Source organism: Hymenobacter chitinivorans DSM 11115 (assembly GCF_002797555.1).
GTDB lineage: Bacteria > Bacteroidota > Bacteroidia > Cytophagales > Hymenobacteraceae > Hymenobacter > Hymenobacter chitinivorans.
Genome location: NZ_PGFA01000001.1, coordinates 472,496 through 498,618, shown reverse-complemented (window position 1 = coordinate 498,618; position 26,123 = coordinate 472,496). Strand labels below are relative to the sequence as shown.

Annotated in this window: 18 protein-coding genes; 9 read left to right on the top strand and 9 right to left on the bottom strand. The window is 61.9% G+C overall.

Annotated features, from left to right (window positions below):
* Positions 1-129: 129 nt before the first annotated feature.
* The 4 genes from CLV45_RS01890 to CLV45_RS01875 all read left to right on the top strand — a co-directional run bounded on the left by CLV45_RS01890 (position 130) and on the right by CLV45_RS01875 (position 6,380).
* The gene (locus CLV45_RS01890) at positions 130-1,056 is read left to right on the top strand and encodes a hypothetical protein (RefSeq protein WP_100334705.1); all 927 of its coding nucleotides are present in this window, start codon (positions 130-132) and stop codon (positions 1,054-1,056) included.
* A gap of 181 nt (positions 1,057-1,237) precedes the next feature.
* On the top strand, positions 1,238-2,671 hold the full coding sequence (locus CLV45_RS01885; protein ID WP_100334704.1) for an FAD binding domain-containing protein: 1,434 nt from the start codon (positions 1,238-1,240) through the stop codon (positions 2,669-2,671).
* 346 nt (positions 2,672-3,017) lie between these two features.
* Entirely contained in the window at positions 3,018-5,318 is a 2,301-nt protein-coding gene (locus CLV45_RS01880; RefSeq protein WP_100334703.1) for a xanthine dehydrogenase molybdopterin binding subunit, read from the top strand.
* A gap of 78 nt (positions 5,319-5,396) precedes the next feature.
* Entirely contained in the window at positions 5,397-6,380 is a 984-nt protein-coding gene (locus tag CLV45_RS01875; protein WP_157807230.1) for an XdhC family protein, read from the top strand.
* A gap of 114 nt (positions 6,381-6,494) precedes the next feature.
* Here the strand turns inward: CLV45_RS01875 and CLV45_RS01870 are convergent, their stop codons facing one another.
* The 3 genes from CLV45_RS01870 to CLV45_RS01860 form a co-directional block, all read right to left on the bottom strand.
* Complete coding sequence (locus tag CLV45_RS01870) at positions 6,495-7,082, bottom strand: DUF4136 domain-containing protein (protein ID WP_157807229.1); 588 nt, start codon at positions 7,080-7,082, stop codon at positions 6,495-6,497.
* 147 nt (positions 7,083-7,229) lie between these two features.
* Entirely contained in the window at positions 7,230-9,101 is a 1,872-nt protein-coding gene (locus CLV45_RS01865) for an ABC transporter ATP-binding protein (protein ID WP_100334700.1), read from the bottom strand.
* 418 nt (positions 9,102-9,519) lie between these two features.
* The gene (locus tag CLV45_RS01860) at positions 9,520-14,886 is read right to left on the bottom strand and encodes a right-handed parallel beta-helix repeat-containing protein (RefSeq protein WP_100334699.1); all 5,367 of its coding nucleotides are present in this window, start codon (positions 14,884-14,886) and stop codon (positions 9,520-9,522) included.
* 568 nt (positions 14,887-15,454) lie between these two features.
* Between CLV45_RS01860 and CLV45_RS01855 the strand changes: the two genes are divergently transcribed.
* Positions 15,455-15,733 carry a hypothetical protein gene (locus CLV45_RS01855; protein ID WP_100334698.1) on the top strand — a complete coding sequence of 93 codons (279 nt, stop codon included), beginning with the start codon at positions 15,455-15,457 and terminating at the stop codon, positions 15,731-15,733.
* Between the two features lie 72 nt (positions 15,734-15,805).
* Here CLV45_RS01855 and CLV45_RS01850 read toward each other — a convergent pair whose 3' ends face one another.
* The 3 genes from CLV45_RS01850 to CLV45_RS01840 all read right to left on the bottom strand — a co-directional run bounded on the left by CLV45_RS01850 (position 15,806) and on the right by CLV45_RS01840 (position 18,530).
* Positions 15,806-17,029 carry a 5-(carboxyamino)imidazole ribonucleotide synthase gene (locus CLV45_RS01850; protein WP_100334697.1) on the bottom strand — a complete coding sequence of 408 codons (1,224 nt, stop codon included), beginning with the start codon at positions 17,027-17,029 and terminating at the stop codon, positions 15,806-15,808.
* Positions 17,030-17,052: 23 nt separating this feature from the next.
* Complete coding sequence (gene purE / locus CLV45_RS01845; RefSeq protein ID WP_100334696.1) at positions 17,053-17,580, bottom strand: 5-(carboxyamino)imidazole ribonucleotide mutase; 528 nt, start codon at positions 17,578-17,580, stop codon at positions 17,053-17,055.
* Between the two features lie 362 nt (positions 17,581-17,942).
* Positions 17,943-18,530 (bottom strand): GrpB family protein, encoded by a 588-nt coding sequence (locus CLV45_RS01840; RefSeq protein WP_100334695.1) that lies wholly within the window; start codon positions 18,528-18,530, stop codon positions 17,943-17,945.
* A 158-nt stretch (positions 18,531-18,688) separates the two neighbouring features.
* Between CLV45_RS01840 and CLV45_RS01835 the strand changes: the two genes are divergently transcribed.
* Positions 18,689-18,967 carry a DUF1294 domain-containing protein gene (locus tag CLV45_RS01835; protein WP_100334694.1) on the top strand — a complete coding sequence of 93 codons (279 nt, stop codon included), beginning with the start codon at positions 18,689-18,691 and terminating at the stop codon, positions 18,965-18,967.
* 146 nt (positions 18,968-19,113) lie between these two features.
* On the opposite strand, the gene CLV45_RS01830 is transcribed toward CLV45_RS01835, so the two are convergent.
* From CLV45_RS01830 to CLV45_RS01820, 3 genes are all read right to left on the bottom strand, one after another.
* Positions 19,114-19,554, bottom strand: coding sequence for a DUF7684 family protein (locus CLV45_RS01830; protein WP_100334693.1), 441 nt, complete (start codon positions 19,552-19,554; stop codon positions 19,114-19,116).
* 55 nt (positions 19,555-19,609) lie between these two features.
* The gene (locus CLV45_RS01825) at positions 19,610-20,401 is read right to left on the bottom strand and encodes a M28 family peptidase (RefSeq protein WP_100334692.1); all 792 of its coding nucleotides are present in this window, start codon (positions 20,399-20,401) and stop codon (positions 19,610-19,612) included.
* Between the two features lie 271 nt (positions 20,402-20,672).
* The gene (locus CLV45_RS01820) at positions 20,673-21,245 is read right to left on the bottom strand and encodes a hypothetical protein (protein WP_100334691.1); all 573 of its coding nucleotides are present in this window, start codon (positions 21,243-21,245) and stop codon (positions 20,673-20,675) included.
* Positions 21,246-21,849: 604 nt separating this feature from the next.
* On the opposite strand from CLV45_RS01820, the gene CLV45_RS01815 reads away from it, so the two are divergent.
* The 3 genes from CLV45_RS01815 to CLV45_RS01805 all read left to right on the top strand — a co-directional run bounded on the left by CLV45_RS01815 (position 21,850) and on the right by CLV45_RS01805 (position 25,926).
* Entirely contained in the window at positions 21,850-22,233 is a 384-nt protein-coding gene (locus CLV45_RS01815) for a hypothetical protein (protein ID WP_100334690.1), read from the top strand.
* Positions 22,234-22,634: 401 nt separating this feature from the next.
* Complete coding sequence (locus CLV45_RS01810) at positions 22,635-23,828, top strand: MFS transporter (protein WP_100336922.1); 1,194 nt, start codon at positions 22,635-22,637, stop codon at positions 23,826-23,828.
* Between the two features lie 73 nt (positions 23,829-23,901).
* A complete protein-coding gene (locus CLV45_RS01805; protein WP_100334689.1) occupies positions 23,902-25,926 on the top strand; it encodes a DUF3857 domain-containing protein in 2,025 nt (674 codons plus the stop codon).
* Positions 25,927-26,123: the final 197 nt, after the last annotated feature.

Sequence of the window (26,123 nt, the reverse complement as noted above, 5' to 3'; positions counted from 1 at the left end):
AGAGCTTGGCAGATTCGGGGCCGGGTTCTTTTCTTTGACACCCTTCCGCGGCCCGGCGCCGTACTTTCGGCGTGGTTTTGGATTCGCGCCCCGGCTCCGGCCCTTCCCGATTTTTTTCCTTTCTGCCCTATGACCCGCCACTTTTTCCTTCGCTCGGCCCAGGCCCTGCTGGCCGCCGCCACCCTGCTTACCTCTGCCTGCACCGCCCCGCGCCTGATGACGATGTCGGGCAAAGTGACGCCCAAAGGCGAGTTCAAGGCCGGCGGCAACCTGGCCTTCAACGTGCCGACTTCCACCATCGGCAAAACGGGCTCGGCCGTGAAAGAAGCCGCCGAGCAGCTGCTCAGCCAGGAAAAAGTGGATTACGGCACCTCCGGCGAGCTGGTCGATAAGCTGCAGATTGCGGCCCTGGCCTACGCCCTGGACCCGGTGCAGCCCTCCTCCGACCTGTACGTGCGCTACGGCGTTATTGACCGGCTCGACGTGGGCTATAAATACGCCTTTGGCTCCCACGTCTTCGATGCCATGTACCAGTTTCTGGGCACTACCGGCACACCCGAGCGGCCCGGCGGGGCGGCCGGCGGCATGTACGGCAGCATCGGGCTGCAGTTTGCCACCCAGCGCGCCAAGCTGCCCGATTTGCCCTTCCTCGACAACATCAACAGCCTGCTGCAATTCACGGCCAACCGCAACGACCTGATGGTGCCGCTCGTGTTCAGCCATTCCTTCGGGCCGGAAGAGGAAATCGGGGCCATTTCCTACGGTGTAGTGTACGCGCACACGTTTTTGCGCTACGGCTTCGAGCCCCGGAACATTTACACCAACAACCAGCTGATTCCGAGCCTGCCGCTGGGCAAGCAGGATTTCTCCTCGTACGGCGCGTTCCTCAATGCCAAGCTGGGTTTCCGCTACGCCTACGTGGTGCCGGCCCTGGCCCTGTATTACCAGAACTACGGCCAGTATCAGCTGCTCAACAACAAGACTACCAAGCTCAGCGGCATCACTTTTATTCCCTCCATCGGCCTGCAGTTCCGCATCCCGACGGGCCGCCGCTAAGAACTTTAATCAGCCAGGCAAGCCCGCTGGCCCGTTTGGGGCGGCGGGCTTTTTCGTGCTTACTGAACCCGGCGGGCCCAGGGCCAAACCACGCGGTAGGCGGCCCGCCCGGCGCCGACACTTTACCGCGTGCCGACTTTTTACTAACTTCCGCTCTTGGCTTTGGTTTTTTTCTCTCCGCATGCTCCATTTTTACCTTAACAATCAGCGTATCCGCACCGACCAGCCCGCGGGCAGTACGCTCCTGGATTTTGTGCGCTACCAGCAGCACCTGAAAGGCACCAAAATCGGCTGCCGGGAGGGCGACTGTGGGGCCTGCACCGTACTGGTGGGCGAATTGCAGCCCGACGGCAGCTTGCAGTACCAGTCGATGACGTCCTGCCTGACGCCGCTGGGCAATGCCCAGGGCAAGCACATCGTCACGGTGGAAGGCATCAATGCCGCGGCCGGCACGCTCACGCCCGTGCAGCAGGCCATTGTGCAGGAAGGCGGCTCGCAGTGCGGCTTCTGCACCGTGGGCTTCGTCATGTCGCTCACCGGCCACAGTATGAGTTCCAAGCCCGCCACCACCGAAACCGGTCTGGCCGCCATCGACGGCAACATCTGCCGCTGCACCGGCTATAAGTCGCTGGAGCGGGCTACGGCCCAGCTCACCGCGCAGCTGGCCGAGCGCCCCGCCAGCAACGTGGTGGACTGGCTCAGCGAAAAGCAGTTTGTACCGACTTACTTCAAGGACATTCCCGCCCGCCTGCAGGCCCTGAAAGCCGAGCTGCAGAACCAGGCCAGCAACCAACAACCAGCAACCAACAACCAGCTCCTGGGCGGCGGCACCGACCTCCTGGTGCAGCGCCCCGAGCACGTGCGGGCCGTGCCCGTGCAGCTGCTCTACGACCAGCCCGATTTGCGTGGCATCCGCCGCGAAGCCGACGGCCGGGTGGTATTGGGCGCCGCTACCACGGCCGAAAACCTGCGCTCCTCCCCGCTTATGCAGGAGCTGTTTCCCGGCTTGCACGGCTACATGAAGCTGGTATCCTCCACGCCGATTCGCAACATGGGCACGGTGGCCGGCAACTTCATCAACGCCTCGCCCATCGGTGATTTGACCATCTTTTTCCTGGCCCTGAATGCTACCGTAACGGTGGGTGCCCTGGGCCGGCCGAGCCGGGAAATTCCGCTGCGGGAGCTCTACAGCGGCTACAAAACCCTAACCAAAACGGCCGACGAGCAGGTGCTGGACATTCGCTTTACAGCTCCCCAGCCCGGCGACTTGTTCAACTTCGAAAAAGTATCCAAGCGCACCCACCTCGATATTGCCAGCGTCAACTCGGCCATGTGGCTGCGGGCGGATAACGGCTTTGTGCAGGAAGCCCGGGTTTCGGCCGGCGGCGTCGGGCCCACGCCCCTGCTGCTGGCCCGCACCTCAGCCTATCTGGCGGGCAAGGAAATTACGGCCGACACCGTAGCCGCGGCCCACGAAATTGCCCAGACCGAAATCAGTCCCATCAGCGACGCCCGCGGCACGGTGGAATACAAGCGCCTGCTGCTGCGCCAACTGCTGTTTGCCCACTTCCTGCAGTTTTTCCCCGAGCGCCTCAGCTTCCGCGAGCTGGTGTAAACAGACTGTCGTTCCGAGCATTCTGCGCATCAAGTAGAGCCCGAAGAATCTCGCGTGCTGACGTTGTTTAGGCTGTCATCCTGCGGCGCAGCCGAAGGACCTGCCCCCCTAGCCCACTGAAGGTTATACCAATGCACCAATGCCTTTTGTTGCTGATGCGGCACTGGGCCTGACGTTGAAGGAAACTTGTCACCAAGGCCAGGAAGGACCTTCGCTTTGCTCAGGATGACAGAGGATATTGCCCGCAAGATTTCTCCCGCGGGCCTTTCTGACGCTCCAACCTTTTTGAACCACCCTCGAACGGCAGCTCCCACCGGCCTGCTTTTCTTCCCGACTACTTCCTCCCATGAATCACCTCGACCCGGTGCGCCACGTGCGCGGCGAATCCCAATACCTGGATGATGTTCCGGTGCAGCAAGGCACCCTGTACGCGGCCGTGTTCGAGTCGCCGCTGGCTCACGGTGTGCTCAATGGTCTCGACCTGAGCGACGCCCTGAACGCGCCCGGCGTGTACCGCATCCTGACGGCGGCCGACATTCCCGGCGACAACCAGATTGGTGGTATTGTGCCCGACGAACCTCTGCTGGCCGAGGGCCACGTCCACTTCCGCGGGCAGCCCGTGGCCCTGGTGCTGGCCGATACCGAGCACCAGGCCCAGGCCGCCCTGGCCCTTATCCGCGTCGATGTTGATCCGCTGCCCATCATCACCGACCCGCGCGTGGCCGCGGCCCAGGGCGAGCTGATCGTGCCGCCCCGCACCTTCAGCCTCGGCGACCCGGACGCCGTGTGGAGCCAGTGCGCCCACATTTTCGAGGGCGAAGCCGAATCCGGCGGGCAGGAACACCTCTACATCGAAACCCAGGGTGCCTACGCCTTCCCAACCGAAATGGGCGGGGTGCGCATCATTTCTTCGACCCAGGGCCCCACGGCCGTGCAGCGCCACACGGCCCACGTGCTGGGCGTGGGCATGCACCAGGTGGAAGTCGACGTGACCCGCCTCGGCGGCGGCTTCGGCGGCAAGGAAGACCAGGCCACGACCTGGGGCGCCCTGGCCGCGCTGGGCGCCTTCGTGGTGCGCCGCCCCGTGAAGCTGGTCCTCGACCGGATGGCCGATATGCGCATGACCGGCAAGCGCCACCCCTACTCGTCCGACTTCCGCATCGGCCTCGACGAAAACCTGCGGATTCTGGCCTACGAAGTCACCTTTTACCAGAACGCCGGGGCCGCCGCCGATTTGTCGCCGGCGGTGCTGGAACGGACGCTGTTTCACGCTACCAACGCCTATTTCGTGCCCAACGTGCGGGCCACGGCCTACAGCTGCCGCACCAACTTACCCCCCAACACGGCGTTTCGGGGCTTCGGTGGTCCACAGGGCATGTTCGTGATGGAGTCGGCCATTGTGAAGGCGGCCGAAACCCTGGGCGTGGCCCCCAGCGAGATTCAGCGGCGCAACCTGCTGCGCGAAAACGACCTGTTCTCGTACCGGCAGCCGGCTGAAATGTGCAACGCCGAGCTGGCCTGGGACACGGCCGCTCAGCTCTACGACCTACCCAAGCTGCGCGCGGAGGTAGACGCGTTTAATCAGCAGAATGAGCGTTTGAAAAAGGGCTTGTCGGTGATGCCGATTTGCTTCGGTATTTCCTTCACCAAAACGCCGATGAACCAGGCCCGGGCCCTGGTACACATCTACACCGACGGCTCGGTGGGCGTGAGCACCGGCGCGGTGGAAATGGGTCAGGGCGTGAACACCAAAATTGCCCAGGTAGCGGCCCAGACGCTGGGCATCTCGATTAACCGCATCAAGGTCGAATCGACGAACACGACGCGGGTGGCCAACACTTCCCCATCGGCGGCCAGCGCCACCGCTGATTTGAATGGCAAGGCTACCCAAATGGCTTGTGAGGCCCTGCGGGAGCGACTTTTGCGCCACGCCGTGCTGGAATACACGCTGAATTACGAAGGGCTGGAAATCCGGGACGAAGAGGTGCTGGCCGCCGGCATTCCGGCCGATACGAACTGGGACAAGCTGGTGTCGTCGGCGTACTGGAAGCGGGTCAACCTGACCGAAAACGCCCACTACGCCACCCCCGACATTCACTTCGACCCGGTCACGAACCAGGGCTACCCGTTTGCTTACCACGTCTACGGCACGGCCTACACCACCGTGACGCTCGACTGCCTGCGCGGCACCTATACCTTCGATGCGTTGCGCATCGTGCACGACTTCGGCGAGAGTATGAACCCGCATATCGACCAGGGCCAGATTGAGGGCGGGGCGGTGCAGGGCATTGGCTGGATGACGATGGAAGAGCTGATTTACAACGAGGAAGGCCGCCTGCTCAGCAACTCGCTCAACAGCTACAAAATCCCGGACCTGTACTCTGTGCCCCAGCGTATCGACGTGCATTTTCTCGATACGCCGGGCCACCCGCGGGCCATCCTGCGGTCCAAGGCCGTGGGGGAGCCGCCGCTGATGTACGGCATTGGGGCCTATTTCGCGGTGCGCGACGCCATCAGCGCCTTCCGGCCCAGCCACCGACCCGCATTTTCGGCGCCCATTACCCCCGAAAAGGCTTTGCTCAACCTCTACCCCAGCGGCGTGGCCGAGGAAGTGGTGCAGCTCACACCCGGTGCCACGGTAGCCTAGCGTTTCATTGTTGGCCCGGGCGGACCGGCTTTGCAAAAAGGCGGGCCGCCCGGGCCTTTTACTTTTGAGTCTAATTTTGTGGCGCCGTTTTCCGCTTCCCCTTCCCTCCCGCGCGACTTTCCCGTGTGGCAGCACGTGGCCGACTGTCTGCGCCGAAACCAGCCCGTAACGCTGCTGTGCGTGCTGAGCAGCTCGGGCAGCAGTCCGGGCCGGCAGGGCTTTAAGATGAGCGTTGCCGCCGATGGCATGGCCGGCTCTATCGGTGGCGGCATCATGGAACACAAGTTTGTGGAGCTGGCCCGGGCCCGGATGCAGGAGGCCAATGCGGAGTTAATGATTCGGCCCCAAATTCACCGCAAGGAAGCCCCCGAGGACCGCTCCGGCATGATTTGCTCGGGCGAGCAGGTACTGCTGCTCTACCCCGTGCCCTCCACCGATTTGCCACAAGTGGAAGCCACAGTAAATACTTTGGAGCAGTTCCAACGGGCTGCGCTACGCATCACGGCTACTGGCCTAGTTGTGGCTACAGCCGATGCTGGCGCTGATTTTTATGCCTACCGCCCCGGCCCCGACTGGGAATACCGCGAGCAGTTGGGTTTTCGGGACTTTCTGACCATCGTGGGCGGTGGGCACGTGGCCCTGGCCTTGTCGCGGGTGGCGGCCACGCTCGATTTCGAAATAACGGTGCTCGACGACCGGGCCGGACTCAATACCCACCAGCAAAACCCCTACGCCCACCACAAGCGCACCGTGCAGTACGACACCCTGGCCGAACAGGTGCCGCAGGGACTCAACCAGTACGTGGTGATTATGACCTTCGGCTACCGGCCCGACGAAGTGGCCCTGCGCCAGCTGCTAAGTCATCAGGTGAAGTATCTGGGCCTGATGGGTAGCGCGGCCAAAATAAAGGAGCTGCTGGGCAGCCTGCTTGCGTCGGGCTACTCTGCCGCGGAGCTGGCCCACCTGCGCGCCCCCATCGGAATTCCGATTCACAGCCGTACGCCCGAGGAAATTGCCATCAGCGTGGCCGCCGAGCTGATTCAGGTGCGCAACGGCGGTTGAAAGACCGTCATGCTGAGCACAGCGTAGCGCAGTCGAAGCATCTCTACCGCTTCGTTGCAGCAAAAAAGACCGTCATGTCGAGCCCTAGCGAGATATGACGGTTAATTAGTCTTACTACTGACTAGCTCCTTCGAGGTAGCCTTCGGTGAAGACGTGGTACTGGTCGAAGATGGAGCGCACGGAGCGGCGCAGTATCATCTCACCTTGGGGCCCGGGCGGCACGGTTACGCCCGAGGCGTAGCCATTCCAGACGGCGCGGTTGGTGCGGTTGTCGATGAGGGTGACCAACAGGGTGCCTTCGGCCAGCACCATGCGCACGGGTTGGTAGCCCTGCCGCACTTCTTTGGGCGTTTCGTCGTCTTCCACCATCCCCGAGGTCATCCAGCGGGTCATGTCTTCCTGGGCGTAGCCGCGGAACGCCATGTCGCCCTCAAAGAGCCGGAACATTACCAGCAAATCGGGACGGTTGCGAGCCGGCTTGTAGCCCTGCACCCGCATGCGCGTCCGGATAGCGTCGCGCAGAATCTCGCCCAGCTTACTGGAATCGGCGGCCAGGCCCTGGCCCGTAACAAACTCGTAAGTGCGGTAGCGGCGGAAGTTGCCGGTATAACTATAATCAGACTCGATACGGGCCTCCCGGGCCGCAAAACAGCCGGAAAGAGCCAGGGCAAGCCCGAAAAGCAGAATAGAAGTCCGTTTCATGCGCAGCAAATCACTTGGGGGGATGTTCATCCTAAGATACGATATCCTAGACCCTTATGTATTGATTTGCCGGCAAAAAAGTCGCAAAAAATTTTGTTTTCGGGCTTTCTGCCGTCGGCAGCGGGGTTCTAGCCCGGCAGTTGTATCCTACCGATACCCGGCGGCCTGCAGGGCAAACAGCTCGGCGTAGCGGCCATTGCGGGCCAGCAGCTCCTCGTGGGAGCCGATTTCGACAAACTGCCCGTTCTCAATTACCAGAATTCGGTCGGCCATGCGCACGGTGCTGAAGCGGTGGGAAATAAGCACGGCCGTCTTGCCCTGGGTCAGGTCGGCGAAGCGCTGGAAGACCTCGTGCTCGGCCCGAGCGTCGAGGGCAGCGGTGGGCTCGTCGAGAATCAGCAGCTGGGCATCGCGCATGTAGGCCCGGCCCAACGCAATTTTCTGCCACTCGCCCCCGCTCAGGTCCACGCCCCCGGCGAAGCGGCGGCCAATCATCTGCTCGTAGCCGGCGGGCAGCTTCTTAATTACGGTGTCGGCCAGGCTCTGGGCCGCGGCCGACTGAATCCGGCCCTGGTTTTCCTTTTCCTCGATGCGGCCCACGGCCAGGTTTTGGCTGGCCGAGAGCTGAAACCGCACGAAGTCCTGGAAAATCACCCCGATTTCCTGGCGCAGCTCGGCCGGGTCATACTCGCGCAAATCGTGGCCGTCGAGCAGGATGCGGCCTTCCGTGGGGTCGTAGAGGCGGCTGAGCAGCTTGACCAGCGTGGTTTTGCCGGCCCCGTTTTCGCCCACCAGGGCCAGCTTTTCGCCGGCCCGCAGCGTGAAGTTCAGGTTGCGAATGGCCCACTTACTAGAGCCACGGTACTGAAAGCCTACATTTTCAAATTCGAAGCCCCGCCGAATCGGCCGCGGAAACGGCCGCACCGCCTGGCCCTCGGCCCGCACGATGCGGGGCTGCAAGTGGAAGAAGTCGAAGAAATCCTGCAGGTAGAGCGCGCCTTCGGCCACGCTGCTAAACCGACTCAAAATGCCTTCCAGCAAGCCCCGCATCCGGGCAAAAGAACCCGACAAGAATGTGAGCTGCCCGATGGAAATATGGCCCCGGATGGCCTGGGCAATGATGTAGAGGTAGGCCGCGTAGTAGCCGGCCGCGCCCACGGCGGCAAACAGCGCCCCCCAGCCGGCCCGCCGCACCACGAGGGCTTTGTTTTTCTGGTAAAACTCGGCGGACAGGGTTCGGAACCGCTCAATCAGAAAGCCTGACAGCCCGAAAATCTTTACTTCCTTGGCCGTTTCGTCGGAAGCCCCGGTCTGGCGCAGGTAGTCCAGCTCCCGGCGCTCGGGCGTCCAGCCGTGCACCAGCGAATAGCTACGCTCATTAAAGTGCGACTCGCCCAAAAACGCCGGCACTACCGCCACCAGCAGCAACAGCAGCAGCCACGGATTGAAAGCGGCCAACCCCACGGCCAGAAACACCATCGTGATGATATCCTGGGCCTGAGACAGAACCTGCGACATGAGCACCGTGCGGGAAAGTGTCTGGCGGCGGGCCCTTTCGAGCTTGTCGTAGAACACACTGTCTTCGAACTGGTCGAGGTCGAGCTGGCCGGCGTGCTCCATCAGGCGCACCGAGGAGCGGTTGGCAAACAGGTCGCCGAGCAGACTATCGAGCAGAGCCACACCCCGGCCCAGCACGTCGGAGAGAATAGCCAAACCGAATTCCAGCCCCACCAGCCCGATAATGGGCGTAACCGAGCCGCCCGGCTGGCGCGAAAGGCCGATAACAGTATCCAGAATCAGGCGGGCCACATAGAGCATGGCCACCGGCAAGGCGGCCCGCAGCAGGCGCAGCCCGATGTTGCCCAGGGTCAGGCCCGGGCTGGTTTCCCAGATCAGGCGCAGAAACTCGGGCAGGTTTTTTAGGGCCGACACCCTTTCGCGCACACTCAGGGCCGGCTTGCCGTCGGGCCGGGGCCGCTTGGCCGATATTTTCGCAAACTTTTTGGATAACCAGGACATAGCCGGAGCTACGTCACACTTCGGGCCGGAGTTGAGAGGCGGCCGTTTTGGCAGGGGCAGCCGAAGGTATCCGAAGCTGCCGGGATGAGTGCAGCATGGGAGAAGCTGTATTACGATACTTTTTCTTTAAAGCTTCCGCCTCGTCCTTGTCCAGATTCTTTAAAGCGTTCCGGCTTGGCCGGAACAGTTTTTTAGTAGTGTTGGTGGTTTCTCAGCAAGCAGAAACCATAGCACGTTGAACGGCACACAATACTTACTTTAACGCAAACCCCCACTTCCATGGCCTGTGTAGTAATCCGTAAGTCCCACTAAAGGCCAGCGCCCGACCCTGGTATTGCCCAGATGCCTACACAGCAAGAGCGGACCAAATGGCCCGCTCTTGCTGTGTGCTGCGGTGCTGCCGCGTCGTGCCAGGAGCTTACTCCACCGTCAGGCGCAGAGCGCGGGTACCATTGCGCACCACGTAAATGCCCGCGGCCAGCCCCGCCGGCAGCTTCAGCGCGGCCGTACCGGCGGCATCAGTTGTGGCCGAAGTCACCGGGCGGCCCAGCGCGTCCAGCACCGTCACCACCGTACCCGGCTGGCCCCCCGTGAGGGTGGCCGCGCCGCCGTGGGTGGGGTTGGGGTACAAGGTTAGACTGGTCGCCACGGTACCTGTCAGGTTCACGGTGCGCACGGGCGAGTAACTGAACGTACCATCTAGGTCCACCTGCTTGAGGCGGTAATAGAGCTGGGTGGCACTAGCGGGCAGTTCGGCGTCCGGTAGCATGTAGCGGCGGGTAGTGCTGCTGGTGCCTGCCGCGGCCACCGTACCGATACGCTCGAAGCTCGTGCCGTTGGCACTGCGCTCTACGTCGAAGACTTTACTGTTCATTTCCGAGGCGGTGGCCCAGTCCAAACGCACGGTCCCGCTGCCCTGTGGCGTGGCTGTAAAGGCCTTCAACTCTACGGGCAGCGGGTTAGTGCTGCTGCCCAGCGTCCAGACCGAGAAGTCAACAATGCCGGTTTTGGTGACGACGTTGCCGGTGGCCGTGGTACCCGACTGCGTAATCCAGGGCGCCGTGCCACTCACTGACTTCAACAAGGCCAGGTTGGCAGCGGGAATGCCGTTGAGTTCGTGGGTGAAGTAGGCAAAATCCATTGTCACGTCCAGGCCCGTATTGGTGGCGGGCTGAATGTCGAAATTGCGCAGGATGCTCTGGCTCGTGCCGGTTAGGTCCAGGGCCGTGCCCGTGGTGCGCGTGACCAGCGTTGCGCCGGGTGCGGTGGAGCCGGCGGCTGGCGTCAGCGTCAGGCCCAGGCCGGCGAAAGTCTCGGCAGTGCCGGGGGCTAGCGTCCGGTTCACGGCCACCTTGCCTAGTACGTAGCCGGTTTCACTCTCGCTTAGGCTGGCCGTGCTGCCTAGGTTTACCTGGTAGCTGGTCGTCGTCAGGGTGCCGCTGGTCAGGGTTAAGGCCCCGGCCACGGTCAGGTCGCGGGCCAGCTGCACGGTGCCGGCGGGCTTGGCCACGGTGAGGGCGCTGAAGAGCGTGGCCGTGCTGCCGCCCAGGGTTTGGGTAGCGGCGCTGCCCACGAAAGCCACCGTGCCGAGCAGGTCCGCCGTGCCGTTGTTGAGGAAATTGCCGCTCACTTCCAGCGTGGCCCCGCCAGCCAGCGTCAGGCGACTGTTGACGTCGATAGTCAGGTCGTTGACGGCGGTGGTGCCGGTAGCCAGCGCGGGGTAGTTGGTCAGGCCCGTCGGAACAACGGCGCTGATGCCGGCCGTGGGCCCTTGCCCGTAGCTCCAGTTGGCGCAGTCGGCGGGGTCGGTGCTGGCCCGGCCGGTCCAGGTGGTGCTGGTCAGTACCGGAATGCCCACCGTCACGGTGGCCGGGGCGGTCGATATCGTGCCGTCGAGAGCCGTCACGGTCAGGGTTACAGCGTGCGGGCCCAGGTCGGCGCAGGTAAAGGTGTTCGGGGTCACGCTGCGTAGCGCGATAGTACAAGCCGAGGTGCTGCCGTTGTCGATGGCGGCGGGCGTGAGGGTGGCGGTACCGTCGGCGGCCAGCAGCAGGGTAGCCGCCTGGGCCACGGCCGTCACCGCGCAGCGCGGCACCGCCTCGTAGGCACCCTGGTCGTAAATGGCCACGCGGGCATTGCCCACGATGTCGGCGCCGGCGGTATTGGCCGTAGCCGGGTCGCTGGCATCAATCGCCGGGCTGCCCGGCAGCAGCGACAGGCCGTCGTCGAGGGTTCCGAAGAGGGCATCGGGACCGGCTGGGCTGGCCCCGTTCACAAACCGTGGGTCGGTCGTGCTGATGTTGGTGGCTTTGGCGGCGTAGGTAGAGGCCGTAGCCGAGTAGTCGCCGACCGTGGAATTGGCCACGGTGACGACGCTGGGAGTGGAATACTCAAACAGGTTCTCCTGGTTGGCCGGGCCGCCGGTGTTATTCCAGAGGATGCAATTGGTCAGCGTAATCGGACTATTGGTGGAAATGCCGCCCCCGCCATACGTAAAGCCGTTAACGGTGCCCACCTTGGTCACGCTGTTGCCGGTGAGTGTGCAGTTCGTCAGCGTCGCCGTAATTCCGGGATTTAGTTGGATGGCACCGCCCAAATTGGCGGCCACGTTATTGGTGAAGACGCAATTGGTCAGTATAAACTGGGTGCCGCTCACGGCGTCGATTGCCCCACCGGCTGCCGCGCTTCTGTTGCCGCTGAACGTACAGCCGGTCAGCGTCAGGGTGGAGTTACCGTAGCAGTACAGCGCACCGCCTTCGCTGGTCGCGGTGTTGTTGCGAAACGTGCAGCCCGTTAGCGTCGGCGAGGAGTCGTCATTGCCGAACATCGCGCCGGCACTCTGTGCGGAGTTGCCGTCGAACGTGCAATTAGTCAGCTGGGGCGAGGAAGCGTTATTGAATATCGCGCCACCGTAATAAGTGCAGGTATTATTGCTGAAGGTACAGCCCGTGAGCACCGGCGAGGAAGCCGCCTCGTTATACATGCCGCCGCCACCGTCGCGGAAATACCCCTGGAATCGGCTATAAAAGGAGGCCGTGTTGCCACTCAACGTGCAGGTGGTGAGCATCGGCGAGGAGGCATGGTTGTACATGCCGCCATACAGGTTGTTGTTAAGGATGCAGCGGGTCAGCCTGGCAGCGGAAGCTGCCTCATTATACATCCCGTTGTAGCGGTTGTTACTGAGTGTGCAGTCCGTCAGCGTCGGCGAGGAAGCGGTATTGTACATGCCGTCGCGCTGGTTGTTGCTCAGCGTGCAGCCCATAAGGGTGGGCGAGGCGCTGGCGTTGTACATTCCTTCGCCCTGATTGTTGCTGAGCGTGCAGTTGGTCAGCGTCAGCGAGGAGGACGTGTTGTACATCCCGGCGCCGGAAGAGGCCAAGTTGTCGCTGAAAGTGCAGCCGGTTATGGTCGGCGCGGCAATGTTGTACATCCCCCCGCCGCTGTTGTTGGGAAGGCTATTGCCGAAGGGGTCGACGTAAGTAGCGCGGTTGCCGCTGAACGTGCAATTGCTTAGGACCACCGTGGCAGAGGCATTGTACAGGCCGCCACCAATGAGCGCCGAGTTGCCGCTGAACACGCAGTTGGTCAGCGTCGGGCCCGAGCCGGAGGTGTTGGTGAACCCGCCGCCCCGGCTGGTGGCCGCGGTGCCGCCGTTGGCGTTGCCGCCGCGCACGCTCAGGCCGTCGAGCACGGTGGCCGGACTGACAGGAATGCTAGCGCCCGTGAGCACCGAATAGGCATTCTCAGCATTATTGCTGAACACGTACTGGTCGTTGCCGTTGAAGTCGCCGCTCAGCACGGTCTCGTGGCCGGCCGTGCGGTCGGCCAAGGCTGCCTCAGTGCCCGCGAAGCCGCCGTAAATGCTCACCCCACTCTTGAGCTGGAAGGTGCGGGTACGCAAGTCCGTGGGAACGGTGTTGCCGTTGTACGCGGGCGTGTAGGTGCCCTCGGCCACCCATATTTCGACGACAGTCGCACCACAACCGCCGGTGGTCTTCGCCAGCCGCAGCGCGTCGGACAGCCGCGCGATGGCCGTGGCCCAGGTGGCGCCATTGCCCGGCGTGGTCACGGCCGCATTCACGTACAGGCGGGTGCCGCCGGCGCATTGAAATTCATAGGCCCCGGCATCGGGCAGGCCGGAGCGGGGCGCCCCGGTAATGTCGGTAACGGGTGTGGTGGGGGTACCGCTGCTGCCAAGGTCCACGGCTGGGCCGGCTTGCAGGGCCAGTCCGTCGTCGGTGGTGCCGAAGATATTATCGGGGCCGTCGGGGTCGGCCGCATTTACAAAGCGCGGGTCGGCCTTGCTGATGGTGGAGCTGGAGCCCGAAATATTGGTGGTACCCCCGCCGAATCCGGCGACGTAGTCGCCCACAATAGAGTTGCTTACGCTGGGCGAAGCAGTGGTGGTCGCTTTGTAGATGTTCTGCTGGGCCGGTGTGGCAGCGGTGTTGGTGTTGTTCCAGAGAATGGCATTGCGAACCATCCCCCCGGTACTCGTATCAAAGAAGAGCCCGCCCCCGTTGCCAGTGGCGGTGTTGCCCGTGAGGGTGCAGTTGACGAGGGTGGACGAAGAAGAACTGCCCGTAAAATATCCCCCACCGCCCGCGGCCGCGGCGTTGCCGACAAAGATGCAGCTGAACAGTGCCGGCGAGGCGTTGATATTATACAGGCCGCCGCCGTTGGTGGCCGCAGTGTTGCCGCTGAACACGCAGTTAGTCAGCGTCGGGGCAGAGCTGCTGGCCGCTATGCCGCCGCCGAAGGTGCTCGTGGCCTTATTGCCACTAAAAAGGCACCCGGTTAGCTTCAGCGAAGTAAGGGTGCCGCCCGCGGTGTTGATGCCCCCGCCGCTGTTGGCCGCGTTGTTACTGAACGTACAGTTGGTGAAGGTGGAATTGGCGGCCGAAGAATTCGTGAGTCCGCCCCCGTTGGTAGCCGCCCGGTTGCCGCTGAACGTGCAGCCGGAGAGCGTCAGCAAGGTGCTCGTGCCGGAAACCATGCCGCCGCCCGTAGAGGTGGTGGCATTGTTGCTAAAGGTGCAGCCAATCAGCTTCAGTGCGGAGGAGATGCCGTATAGCCCGCCGCCGCTGAGAGCCGCGTTGCCGCTAAACGCGCAGTCGGTCAGCGTGAGCGTAGAGCTGTTGCTGCCGAGCCCGCCAGCAGAACCGGGCGGCAAGGTTGCCGTTCCCGCTACCATCGGCGCACCAACGGCATTGCCGCCGCGGATGCTGAACCCGCTGAGTCCGGTGGCCGGGCTGGCGGGAAGGTTCGTGGCCAGGAGCACATGGTAGGCGTTTTCGCTGTTGCCCGTAATAGCCAGGTTGCTGCCACTGCCAGTGGTTACGTCGTCGCCGTTGAAATCCCCGCTGAGGATGGTTTCATGGCCGGCCGTGCGGTCAGCCAAGGCCGCTTCGGTGCCCGCGAAGCCGCCGTAGAGACTCACCCCACTCTTGAGCAGGAAGGTGCGGGTGCGCGGGGCCGCAGTGGCGGCAGTGCCGGTGGCGTCGAAAGCGGGCTTATAGGTGCCCTCGGCCACCCATATTTCCGTCACGGTGGCGCAGGTACGGGCCTTTTCCAGCGCGTCGGCGAGACTGATATAGGCAGTGGTCCAGCTCTCGCCGGTGCCATTGACCGTCAGCGTAGGGTCGGCTTTCACGTACAGGCGAGTGCCGGTGGGGCACTGCGCCCGCGCCGCGCCGGGCAGCAAGGGTAGCAATAGACCGGAGCCGGCCAGGCAAAGGCGTAGGGAGTAGGCCGCGCGGGCGGCCCAAGAGTAGCGTTGTTGCATGCAGCGTGTGGGGTGCCAGGTCCAGGGGGAGAAGGCCAGGACGGAAGCAGTTGCTGCTAATGCCCAGTAGGGAGAAACGGTTTGGATAATTCCAGCAAATATACAACCCGCCCTATAGTACGACCTAAGCTTAAGCAACTTTCTACCAGCACTCTCGGCCCCTGTAGCAGACTAGTCCGGGAGGCGGCAGACGCAACAACGACGGTTTGAGGTTTGCTTGGCCCGTGGAAAGACACGACCCTTGGCGTGAACAGTATTACGTTCCGCGGTAGTGGGTCATATTATGCTTTGCTCCGGAGTCGGAAGGCGGCTGTTTTGGCAAGGGCAGCCGAAGTATCCGGCGCGGCCGGCACGAGTTCGGGCAGGAGAAGCAGTCGTACCGTTCCTTTTGCGGTAGAGCTCCGCCTAGTCCTTACCCAAATCTGCTCACGCGCTTCGGCTTATGGCCGTAAGGCTTTTTTAGCGTTGTTGGTGGCCTTTTCGAAAGTAGAACCTACAGCCCGGTGAGCGGCACCCGCTGCTCAACGTTAACGGCGACAACCGTTTTGCTGAGTACCTTACTGCCTCGATGAAACCGCCTTTGTCTTCTATTCTTTACGGGGAAGTGCTATTGACCAATGGCGTAATGCTGGCCATACTGGGAATATTGTACGGCAGCGGGTGGTTGTTTGAAAGCCTCGGGCTGCTCCTGGTATTTTTGTTGGTGGCGGTACTCTTTGCCTTCCTCGAACTGGCGCTTTGTCTGCGTGCTCTCCTCACCGGCCAGTTCCTGGTGGCCCGAATCTATGGTACCTTGTTTGTGCTAATCGCCACACTGGATTGGTGGCTGCTTGAGCAGGCCCAATAGATTAGCTTCGTTTTGTGCAGCGTGAAGGATGTAAACGCAGATACTGGCTCGGTCAAGTTCAGACGCGAATACCTAGATGGCGTCCAGCCCCGGCAAGCCGAGCAGACCAGCAGCCTGCTGCGCCACGGTTTTGACACTGGCGACGTCCGGACCGGTGATAGTCAGATGGCCCATCTTGCGGCCGGCACGCGCTTGTACCTTGCCGTACAGATGCAGGTGCGTCCCCGGCAGGCGCAGCACGGAGTACCAGTCTGGATCCTGTTGCTGACCGCTGGCGGCGAACCATACATCGCCCAGCAGGTTGAGCATGATGGCCGGGGAATGCTGGCGGGGCTGCGGCAAGGGCAAGCCCGCCATGGCATGCACCTGCAGGTCAAACTGCGACACGTCACAGGCATCGAGGGTGTAGTGGCCGCTGTTGTGCGGACGAGGGGCCATTTCGTTGACCACCAGACCGCCGTGCTCACTGCCGTCGTCCACCACAAAAAACTCCACGCACAGCACCCCGACATAGCCCAGGTGATGCGCTACGGCAACGGCCGCCTCGCGGGCCCTCGTTGCCAGGGCGGACGGCATATTTCCGTCGTAGGCGTGGGTCACGGCCAAAATGCCGTTGACGTGCACGTTGCGCTGCGGGGCGAAGCTGACGACTCGCCCGTCCCAGCCACGTGCCACGAGCACCGAACACTCGGCGGTAAGCGGCAGCATCTTTTCCAGCACGCAGGCCACGCCGCCCAACTCCGCCCAGGCAGCGGCCAGTTCACCGGCGGTCTTGACGCGGACCTGGCCCTTGCCGTCGTAGCCCATGCGCGCGGTTTTGAGGATACCGGGCAGCAAATCAGACCGCTCGGCCTGAACGGCCTGCAGCTGGGCCGGCGTTTCAATTACCGCATAAGGCGCGCAGCTTACCCCCGACACGGCCGCGCAGGCCGCGAAGTGGGCTTTTTCCTCGATGCGGTTTTGGGCAATGCCCACTACGGCCGCACCCGGCGCCACGGGGCGGGTCTGCGCCAGTGTTTGCAGGGCCAGGGCGGGCACGTTCTCAAACTCGGTGGTAATGGCCTGGCACAGGTGGGCCAATTGCACCAGCCCGGCCGGGTCGTCGTAGCCGGTCTGGATATGGTGGTGACTCACCCGCCCGGCCGGGCTTTGCGCGTCAGGGTCCAGCACGGCGGTAAAGTACCCCAGGCGCTGGGCGGCATGCACAAACATCCGGCCCAGCTGGCCGCCCCCCATCACTCCCAACGTCGCCGGCTGGCCAGCGGCGTCCACACTGCCCGGAAAAACGGGGGTCATGGCTGTAACGTGGCTACCGTCGTTCATACCGGCAGGGTCATGGCGCGAGCGGCTTCGGTCTGTTCGGCGCGAAACGCCTGCAGCTTGGTTGCCAGGCCCGGGTCGTGCAGGGCCAGCAGGCTGACGGCGAACAGCGCGGCATTAGCCGCCCCGGCATTGCCGATGGCAAACGTGGCTACTGGCACCCCTTTGGGCATTTGCACGATGCTGTGCAGCGAGTCCACTCCCTGCAAGTGGCGACTGGCCACCGGCACCCCCAGCACGGGCACGGTAGTTTTGGCGGCCATCATACCCGGCAGGTGGGCTGCACCGCCCGCGCCGGCAATGATGGCCTGCAAGCCGCGCGGACCGGCCTGTTCGGCGTAGGCAAACAAGTCGTCGGGCATGCGGTGGGCCGACACCACGCGCGCTTCGTGGGCCACGCCAAAGTCCGCGAGAATCTGCACGGCATGCTGCATGGTGTCCCAGTCGCTGCTGGAGCCCATGACAACGCCGATCAGTGGCGTGCCCGGGGCGGCGCTGGGAGTGTCAGATGTGGAATGGGTACTCATAGAGCCTCGTAAATGGGGCGGGGCCGCCCCGGGTGGTACATGTTTTTACGCCATTTCCCGACAATCTCATAGTTGGTAGCAGCCGTCAAGATGAGGGCGCACGATATGTGGAAGGGAGAAACAACGGTAGGAAGCGCTGATCGGCCGGGGTTAACCGGCCGGCGAAGCGTCTCGCAAAACTACCCTTTCCATAAACGGCATGGGGCTGGGGCAGATTCGGCCCTAAAGATAGGGAACCGATAGACGGGTAGGTAGGGCTGACCGCGGCCCGTAGCGACTTAGGCTGCCAGTACTAATTCGACCGTTTGCCTGAACGAGCATGCCTTGCCAGCACCTACTGCCTGATAACTGGTTAGAAGTAGTTACTCCTGCCGCTCCCCGCCTGGCCGCTGGGCCTTCGCCTCGCGGGTGACGCGGGTGACGAAATCGGTCTTAGCGAGCCGATACGCGACGCGCGCATGCCGGTGTTGGACCGCTAAGGCCTGCTTGAGTTGTGCATACTCCTGGGCCACGGCGGGATGCTGGCGCAGGTAGTCCCGAAAATAGAGCCGGTCCCACAGCGCATGCTCCGGTGGGGCCATATGCACGTGGTAGGTCTGCGCTTTCGGGTGGGCCGGGTCGTAGCCTCTCACGAACACGAGGTAGGGCGGATTACCGTCGGTCTGCCACATGAACTCGTAGCCGATTTCCTGCATCCGGGCGATGCAACCGGCGGGCTCGTTTGCTCCGGAAGGCTGTTCTATGAGTAGGTCAAGGGTGTCTTTCGCCGACAGGCCTGGTACCGCGGTGCTGCCAAAGTGCTCGATGCGCACATTCGCTGGGCCTAGGGCTGCCGCAATCCGCTGCCGCTCGGCCCGAAATAGGACCGGCCACTGCGCATCGTAAGGAGAAATCTCGACCGGATACAGCTGGCCAATTTCGTCTTGCGTTAAGTCAGCTAGTTTTTTCATCGCCGTAAATTACCCCCGTTTCGTTTTCCGACCGTTTTCTTGAACGCAGCTCCATACCTTGCGGCCCCCTTTTCGAACCCACCCAACCGGTTCAGAACCGTGCCGCGACCAGCCAGAAACGCAGAACAGACTACGCAGCAAGGCCCGCCTCCCCCACCATGAAACTACTCTTGAGTTGCCTCCTGTTTTTCAATTTGCTGTGCTTCCTGCTCTTCGCCCTGGATAAACGCAAAGCCCAACGAGGCCAGCGGCGCATTGCCGAAAAAACGCTGCACCTGGCTACGCTGCCCGGCGCAGCGCTAGGCGCGTGGGCAGCTATTTTATTGCTCCATCATAAAAACCGCAAAGCCGCTTTCTGGAGCGTTACCCTGGGGCTGACGCTGCTGCAAGGTGCCGTTCTCTATTTCACGTTGCCCTATTTTCAGGGGCAGTTCTAACCGGGTCAAACGGCCGCCTGCGCGAGGCTGGACCATGCGTAAGTTACGCACCGAGAATTCCTGCGCCGAAGCGGTTAGTTGATACGGTTCAAAAACCCTCCTTTCGCTGAGCAGGCAACAGTTAGCAGACCAAGCTCACGCTTAGCTTATTTAGATTGAGCGGCAGCTAAGGTTTCCAGATACGCCTTTATGGCGGGCAAGGCTGCTCCTTGGGTCATGTCTAGCACGGCCACGTGTTCGAGGAGAACGGCCTCATCGCACGCGGCATACAGTGCGAACCATAAGCACTCCTCCACGTCGTCGTGCCACGTCGTCATTACATCATGCGGTGGCAAGTATAGAGCTTCGACCTCTCGAAAAACAATTTCTTCGTCGAGCAAGTCGTGGACCCACTCGCCCGCTGCTCCGACGGAGCAGACCCACGCTACGTCGCGCAGCAACAGTTTGGCAACCACTTCATCGGCATAGGTGCGGCGCTTCTCCTCGGTCACTAGCACGCACAGCCACCCCCATTGCGGCAACTGGTCTAGCCAGTTGCGGTCGGTACGGTATTCGACCAAGGAAACCGTTCGATTGTTGATTACCATCACTTTCACATAAACCTACAAAGTCCCATAGCTAATGTTCAACCCCTCGTTTACCTTACTGGGCGGCTAATACGGTTTCCCACACGGCGGCGGAAGTCATGGCCAAAGCGGCTTCGCTTAGCTTTTCATAGGTATCAGTAGGCTGGTGATAATGCCTGAAAAGTGGGGCTTGCGCTAAAATTTCCCGAAGTGCCCATATGTCCGCCTGCTGCTCAATGGCCTGGAAATAGTGCTGCGCGACAGCAATATCTTGGTCCGTAATGCAGGTTATAGTAAAGGCATCACGCAGCCCGGCTTGGCGAAAGGGCACATGGTCGGCGGTATTGGTTATGAGTTGGCCAAACCGGTTGGTACTAACGCCCTGGCGGCGGGCAACTGCTTCAAACGTGCTGAGTAGTGAGCCCCTATGCGAAGTATCCACGGGCCACAACGCCAGTTTATCACCCATGCCAACCAATTCCAGGTTGAGCAACCCGGCTAAGTTCATGGTACCATAGTGGGCAACGTAGGCGTGCGACCCTTTCAACCCGGTTTCCTCTTCGTCGAAAAAGAATACCCGCAGACCGGCGCTGCTACGGGCTTCTTGGTGCTTGCGAATAACATCAAGGCAAACGGCAATGGCCGAGCCATTGTCATTAGCACCGGCTGAAGTAAGCACGCGGTCAAAATGAGAACCGACGCCGATTTTACCTTTGGTTCGGCCTAGATCGACCACCAGATTGTTACCACTCGCATAGGGCTGCTCAACATAGCGGACATCCAGCGCGTCGAGGTGTTCAATAATGAGTGCTCGGCGCGTGGCATTTGGCTGGTCATCGAGTACTTTGACGATTTCTTGAAGCTTCATACACTAAACGTAGTGTTTACTTTCCTCCTGCTGGCGCGGCAAGGAATTAGCAGGTGAAAATAATGCGATGCAGAAGTAAACCTAGTAGGCTGCATGCACTGTCAGTGTTTTTAGCGAAAGGGTAATTTTGCATAAGCCAGAGACCCTTTTATGGGCTATAAACCACGAACTAAGCCTTATTATAGCAGCGGGGGAATAAAATTACCCGAAAGTCTTTTGCGGACGTAACAGCAAGCCACTGCTTACCAAAACGACCGTTTGGCTGAACGGTCTAATGGGCTTTGGAAACACCACTTTGGGAACTATCACACACTTGCGTGGCGATGTCGCTGAAGTGCGCGAGGCAGTTGAGCGGAACCATGGGGTAACTCACATAGCCGTAGTCACAGGAGCGGAAAACGGCAAACTGAGCGGCGGCCCGGGCAATGCCATTGCCTTTTTCAGGGCACTGATACATCCAGATGGGCAAGGAAAAGTTGTTGGGCCAAGAGCCTAATACCGAGGTTTGCTTGTTGAAGTCCGCGTAGGCTACCACCTTCCGGTGGTACACAAATATTAGGCGTGTGAAGAGATTGGGCACGTCGGGACCGTCCCAGTGGGTGCCCATCTTGGCGTTAGCATACTCCCCGCCTTCCTCCCCCTTGAAGAAGTACACCGTGTCCCAGGCAAAGTCCGTTGCCTTGCTTAAGTCCAGCAGCAAGTGCCCTCCGCGCAAGGACTGTACCGGTGCCAGTTGCTGTCGAATCTGCTGGGTCAGCCGCTCGTTTGTTGGGTCCGAACACCCAGAGAGGGCAACTACAACCGACATCACCAAACCTAACCAGCATAACGGGAAAGCTTTCATGTCGGAAAGGTAAGAGGCTACCTGTTCAAGGATATGCTCCTTTGGGTGAACCGCTGCCCATGCACACCTGCTTGCATGGCAAAGTATCCCTACGGCCCAGTTTGAGTTCAAGAAACTGGTTCACTTTGCAAAGTTCAGAAAACTCGGATTGGCGATGAGTTTTCTGAACTCTTGGCTTTTCGGACGACTGGGGTAAAGGCAGGCCCGCCGCGGCGGCTGCTTCACGCCACGCCGTGCTGAACGTTGTACATCATTTTTTCAAATTCAAAAAATACATGTACAACATCGGCTTGTCACTTGTGCATGTATTTTCGAAAAGCTGATTATTTATGTACAAGCTTCTATGCCGCGCCGCGTACTTCCTTCTACCAATCTGCTAGCCCGGGTGCGGGCTTGGTTCGGGCTTAATCAGCCTGGGTTGGCACTCTATCTGGGCGTAAGCCTGGATATTGTTCGTTCCGCCGAATCGGGGCGGCGGGAGCTTACGACCAACTTGCGGCTGGCCCTGCGCCCCCTGCTGCTGCACCTGCCGCCGGGTGCCCCAGCAGCGGAGCCACCCCCAAAACGTGTTTTCGGATGAGCGGCCACCCGGGCTGCCCGCGTCATGTGCGACGAGGCCACGGCCGAAATTGACTTCCAAATCAAGACCTACACTACCCAAGAAGCCCAGAGCGAGCTGACCGATACCTGCGCCAAGTGGACGGCTACCCGCAAGGCCGCCAAGCTCGTCAAGATGAATGCCCGGATAGCTTCCCAGGACATTCTGCTGGCTACCCCGGGCCTAGATGCCGCAACCCTGCAGGAGGCCACCAACGAGCGGGCCGCCCTGCTGGTGCAGCGCACGGGCCTCAGCAAAACCAAGAGCCTGGCATCGGGGGTGACCCGCTTCTTTATCGGCGTCGATACCGAGCTGATGGCCCAGCAGGTAGCAAAGCTTACGACCGTGAAGCAGGGTATTGCCGTGCACCGGGACACGCTGTCGGCGTAGCACCTCACCAGTTAGCCTAATAGCACACAAAGAAGCTCCGGTTGCCGACGCAGCCGGGGCTTCTGCGTGGTTTCATGTTTCGGCTGGCCTTTTTTTCTTCTGTCATCCTGAGGCGAAGTCGAAGGACCTTCCTCGCCTACCCCACTAGAGCTAACACCAACGCAAAAAGCCCTTTGCCATATAACCGGCAAAGGGCTCTGTCAGGTTGAAGAACGTTGGTCACTGAGACGAAGAAGGTCCTTCGCACTGGGGACGCCCGATGAGGGATGACCGGCGGCGGACAGCCGAAGAAAGGCCAGCTCGCGCGAGGCTTTGCGCTGTTGGGCCTGACCTTTCTTCGCACCTACAACGGCCGCGCCCGGATTTTCTACGACCTTTGCGCCCGAATCGAGTTTGCCTGCATGCAGCCCACCCCCCCTAAAGTATACACGGCCGGTTTCTGGCTGATGTGTTTGTCGTCGTTCCTGTTTTTCATGAGCTTCAACATGCTCCTGCCCGAGCTGCCCGCCTTTCTGACGCGGCTGGGCGGGGCCGAGTACAAGGGCTTCATCATTGCCTTATTTACCCTCACGGCGGGGCTTTCCCGGCCCTTTAGCGGCAAGCTGGCCGATACCGTGGGCCGGATTCCGGTGATGGTATTCGGCTCGTTGGTGTGCTTCGTGTGTGGCTTTTTCTACCCTTGGGTCAGCACCGTGGTGGGGTTTCTGGGGCTGCGGCTGCTGCACGGGTTCAGCACGGGCTTCAAGCCCACGGGCACGGCCGCCTTCATTGCCGACATCATCCCCTACGAGCGGCGCGGTGAGGCCATGGGCCTGCTGGGCGTGGCGGGCTCCCTGGGCATGGCCGCGGGCCCGGCCCTGGGGCCCTACATTACGGCGGCCACGTCCTTGAACACGCTCTTTTATGCTTCGTCGGGCCTGGCTCTGCTGAGTTTGGCCGTGCAGGGCACCATGACCGAAACCCTGCCCCACGAGCAGCGGCAGCGCTTTAGCTGGAGCCTGCTGCGCCTGGAGTGGAACGAAGTGCTGGAGCCCCGGGTGTTGTCGCCGGCCCTGGTCACGATGCTCTGCCTGTTTCCGTTCGGCGCCATTCTGACCGTGGTGCCCGACCAGAGCGAGGCGCTGGGGCTCGACGCGGCCCACAAAGGCTTGTTCTACACCTGCTACACGCTGGCTTCCCTGCTGGTGCGGCTGGTGGCCGGCCGGGCCTCCGACAAGTACGGCCGCCTGCCGGTGCTGCGCCTTTCGACCACCATGATGGTCGTGGCCCTGGGGCTGCTGACGCTGGTGGAACACTCAGTGCCCCTGTTTCTGGGTGCGGCCCTGCTGTTTGGCCTAGCCACGGGCCTGAATTCGCCCACGCTCTACGCCTGGACCGTAGACCTGAGCCACCCGGCGCGGCGGGGCCGGGCCGTGGCCACCATGTACATTGCCCTCGAAGCCGGCATTGGCCTGGGCGCCCTGCTGGCCGGCTGGATTTTCGCCAACCAAACCAGCCACCTGCCCTACGTGCACGCTCTGAGCGCCGCCTGCACGCTAGCGGCCCTGGTCTACCTGCTGTGGGGCGTGAAGAAGCCGCAGCCCGTAACCGCCTAATATTCCGTTTGGCCGGCCGCGGGATTTACCCCACCTTTGAGGTTACTTTTCCTTGTCCGACAGTCTATTGCGTATGATATTAACCTCTACCCGAGTGTGGCTAGCCGCCGCCGTACTGCTTTTTACCACTCCCCTACTGGCCCAGAAGACGGCGCCGGCGCCCATCGTGTACGGCGGCGTCACGGCGGCCGACTTCACGCCCCTGCCCCAGGCCGACAGCACCCAGGCGCCGGCCGAGTACCTGTGCGACTACGGCACGTCCAAGATTGAGGGCGGCCGGGGGCAGTTTCAGGTAATCTTCGAGCGGACCACCCGGCTGCGGATTCACCGCAAAGCCGGCTACCGCTACGCCACCGTGCGGGTCCCGCTCTACATGCGCGACGGCAAGATTGAGCGCCTCGTGCGCCTGCGCGGCATGACCTACAACCTGCAGGATGGCCGCCTGGTTAAGACCAAGCTCAACCCGGATGCGCTGTTCCGGGAGGAGCTGGATAAGAACCATCTGCAGTACACCTTTACCATGCCCGAGGTGCGCGAGGGTTCCATCGTGGAGTTCAGCTACGTCATCAACTCCGACTTCATCTTCAACCTGCAGGACTGGCAGTTTGAGCACCGCATTCCGGTGCGTTGGAGCGAGTACCGCGCTTTCCTGCCCCAGTTTTACACCTACAAAACCATTACCCGCGGCTACCTGCCCTTCGTGGTGAATGAGTCGCTGACGGTGCCGTACGCCACCACGTATACCAGTGAGAGCGTGGGCATGATCCAGGGCACCGAGCAACACCTGATGGCCCTGGCCCAGCAGTTGCGCTGGGCCATGAAAGATGTGCCCGCCTTCCACGACGAGCCATTTATGACCACGCCCACCGACTATTTGCGCAGCGTGCACTTTGAGCTGGCCGGCGTCAATTTCGACGGCACCTACCGCGACCTGACCGGCCAGTGGCAGGGCATTTGGGAGCGGCTCAGCACCGACGACGAGTTTGGGGCCGCCATGACCAAGCCCACTCCCGCCCTGCAGGCCCAGGCCCAGGTGCTGCGGCAGCGCTTCCCCTCCGACTCGCTGGCCCGGGCGGCCGCCGTGCTGGCCCTGGTGCAGCGCAGCGTGGTCTACAACGACGAGCAGCGTATTTACGCCTCGCAGCCCCTGCGCCGCACCGTGGAGCGCCGCCTCGGCAACTCGGCCGACATCAACCTACTGCTGGTGCAAACCCTGCGCGCCGCCGGCCTGCCCGCCACCCCTTTGCTGCTGAGCACCCGCGACCATGGGCAAGTGCAAATGGACGTGCCCGTCATCAGCCAGTTTAACTACGTGGCGGCCCACCTGAAGCTGCCCGGCCGCCCCGATGTACTACTGGACGCCACCGAGCCTCAGCTGCCCCTGGGCATGCTGCCCGAACGCTGCCTCAACGGCGAAGGCCGCCTGGCCGACGCCTCCGGCCGCTGGGTGCCGCTCAAAGCCACCGGCCGCTACATCGACTACCGCACGGCCCGCCTGCAGCTTAGCCCCAACGGGGAGCTGACGGGCACCGTGAAGCTGGAATACGGGGGCTACGCTGCCGTGGCCGCGCGGCGGCAGATCCGGCAAACGTCGGCGGCCAGCTACCTGGGCCAGCTCAGCCGGCGCTGGCAGGACTGGCAGCCCACCAAGCCCGAGCTACTGCCCGACTCGCTGCCCAAGCCCCTCAGCGTGGAGCTGCACCTGCAACATACGCCGGCCAACGCGGAGGCGGCCCTACTGTATCTGCCCCTCTTGAATCTGCCCGACGCGCTGCCCTACGATTTCAAAACCGAAAACCGCATTTATCCGGTCAATTTCGGCATGGCCCGGGAGCATGTCACGGTGGTTACCCTCACCTTGCCCAAGGGCTATATCGTGCAGGAAATTCCGGCCAAGCTCACCATGGAGATTCCCGGGGGCACCGGCCGCTACGTGTACCAAGTGACCCAGCCCACGCCGGGGTCGGTGGAGCTGACGGCCCGGCTGCAGCTCAACCGGGCCGAGTACAGCTCCCAGGAATACGGGGCCCTGCGCGAACTGAACCGCCGCATTATCGCCAAACAAAACGAGCCCCTGGTCCTCAAGCGGGTGCCGTAGCCGGCTCTGGCCGGGCCCGCCGCATAAAAAATGCGGCGTGAAGAAGTCATGAAGCTTGCAGTATTCCCGGATTTCTGCATCTTTAACGTACAATTATCCGCCCTTTCCGCTTCGCCTTTATTTACTGTTTGATCCTGTTGCTTGGCCGCTAGTTCGGCTAGAGCCTTGACTGCTATTTTTCTCTTCTTTTTCTCCTG

What these genes read in the sequence shown, in the direction of transcription:
- CLV45_RS01890 (WP_100334705.1), top strand. Translation starts at nt 130, where the DNA reads ATGACCCGCCACTTTTTCCTTCGCTCGGCCCAGGCCCTGCTGGCCGCC.
- CLV45_RS01885 (WP_100334704.1), top strand. Translation starts at nt 1,238, where the DNA reads ATGCTCCATTTTTACCTTAACAATCAGCGTATCCGCACCGACCAGCCC.
- CLV45_RS01880 (WP_100334703.1), top strand. Translation starts at nt 3,018, where the DNA reads ATGAATCACCTCGACCCGGTGCGCCACGTGCGCGGCGAATCCCAATAC.
- CLV45_RS01870 (WP_157807229.1), bottom strand. Translation starts at nt 7,082, where the DNA reads ATGAAACGGACTTCTATTCTGCTTTTCGGGCTTGCCCTGGCTCTTTCC.
- CLV45_RS01865 (WP_100334700.1), bottom strand. Translation starts at nt 9,101, where the DNA reads ATGTCCTGGTTATCCAAAAAGTTTGCGAAAATATCGGCCAAGCGGCCC.
- CLV45_RS01860 (WP_100334699.1), bottom strand. Translation starts at nt 14,886, where the DNA reads ATGCAACAACGCTACTCTTGGGCCGCCCGCGCGGCCTACTCCCTACGC.
- CLV45_RS01855 (WP_100334698.1), top strand. Translation starts at nt 15,455, where the DNA reads ATGAAACCGCCTTTGTCTTCTATTCTTTACGGGGAAGTGCTATTGACC.
- CLV45_RS01850 (WP_100334697.1), bottom strand. Translation starts at nt 17,029, where the DNA reads ATGACCCCCGTTTTTCCGGGCAGTGTGGACGCCGCTGGCCAGCCGGCG.
- purE (WP_100334696.1), bottom strand. Translation starts at nt 17,580, where the DNA reads ATGAGTACCCATTCCACATCTGACACTCCCAGCGCCGCCCCGGGCACG.
- CLV45_RS01840 (WP_100334695.1), bottom strand. Translation starts at nt 18,530, where the DNA reads ATGAAAAAACTAGCTGACTTAACGCAAGACGAAATTGGCCAGCTGTAT.
- CLV45_RS01835 (WP_100334694.1), top strand. Translation starts at nt 18,689, where the DNA reads ATGAAACTACTCTTGAGTTGCCTCCTGTTTTTCAATTTGCTGTGCTTC.
- CLV45_RS01830 (WP_100334693.1), bottom strand. Translation starts at nt 19,554, where the DNA reads ATGGTAATCAACAATCGAACGGTTTCCTTGGTCGAATACCGTACCGAC.
- CLV45_RS01825 (WP_100334692.1), bottom strand. Translation starts at nt 20,401, where the DNA reads ATGAAGCTTCAAGAAATCGTCAAAGTACTCGATGACCAGCCAAATGCC.
- CLV45_RS01820 (WP_100334691.1), bottom strand. Translation starts at nt 21,245, where the DNA reads ATGAAAGCTTTCCCGTTATGCTGGTTAGGTTTGGTGATGTCGGTTGTA.
- CLV45_RS01815 (WP_100334690.1), top strand. Translation starts at nt 21,850, where the DNA reads ATGTGCGACGAGGCCACGGCCGAAATTGACTTCCAAATCAAGACCTAC.
- CLV45_RS01810 (WP_100336922.1), top strand. Translation starts at nt 22,635, where the DNA reads ATGCAGCCCACCCCCCCTAAAGTATACACGGCCGGTTTCTGGCTGATG.
- CLV45_RS01805 (WP_100334689.1), top strand. Translation starts at nt 23,902, where the DNA reads ATGATATTAACCTCTACCCGAGTGTGGCTAGCCGCCGCCGTACTGCTT.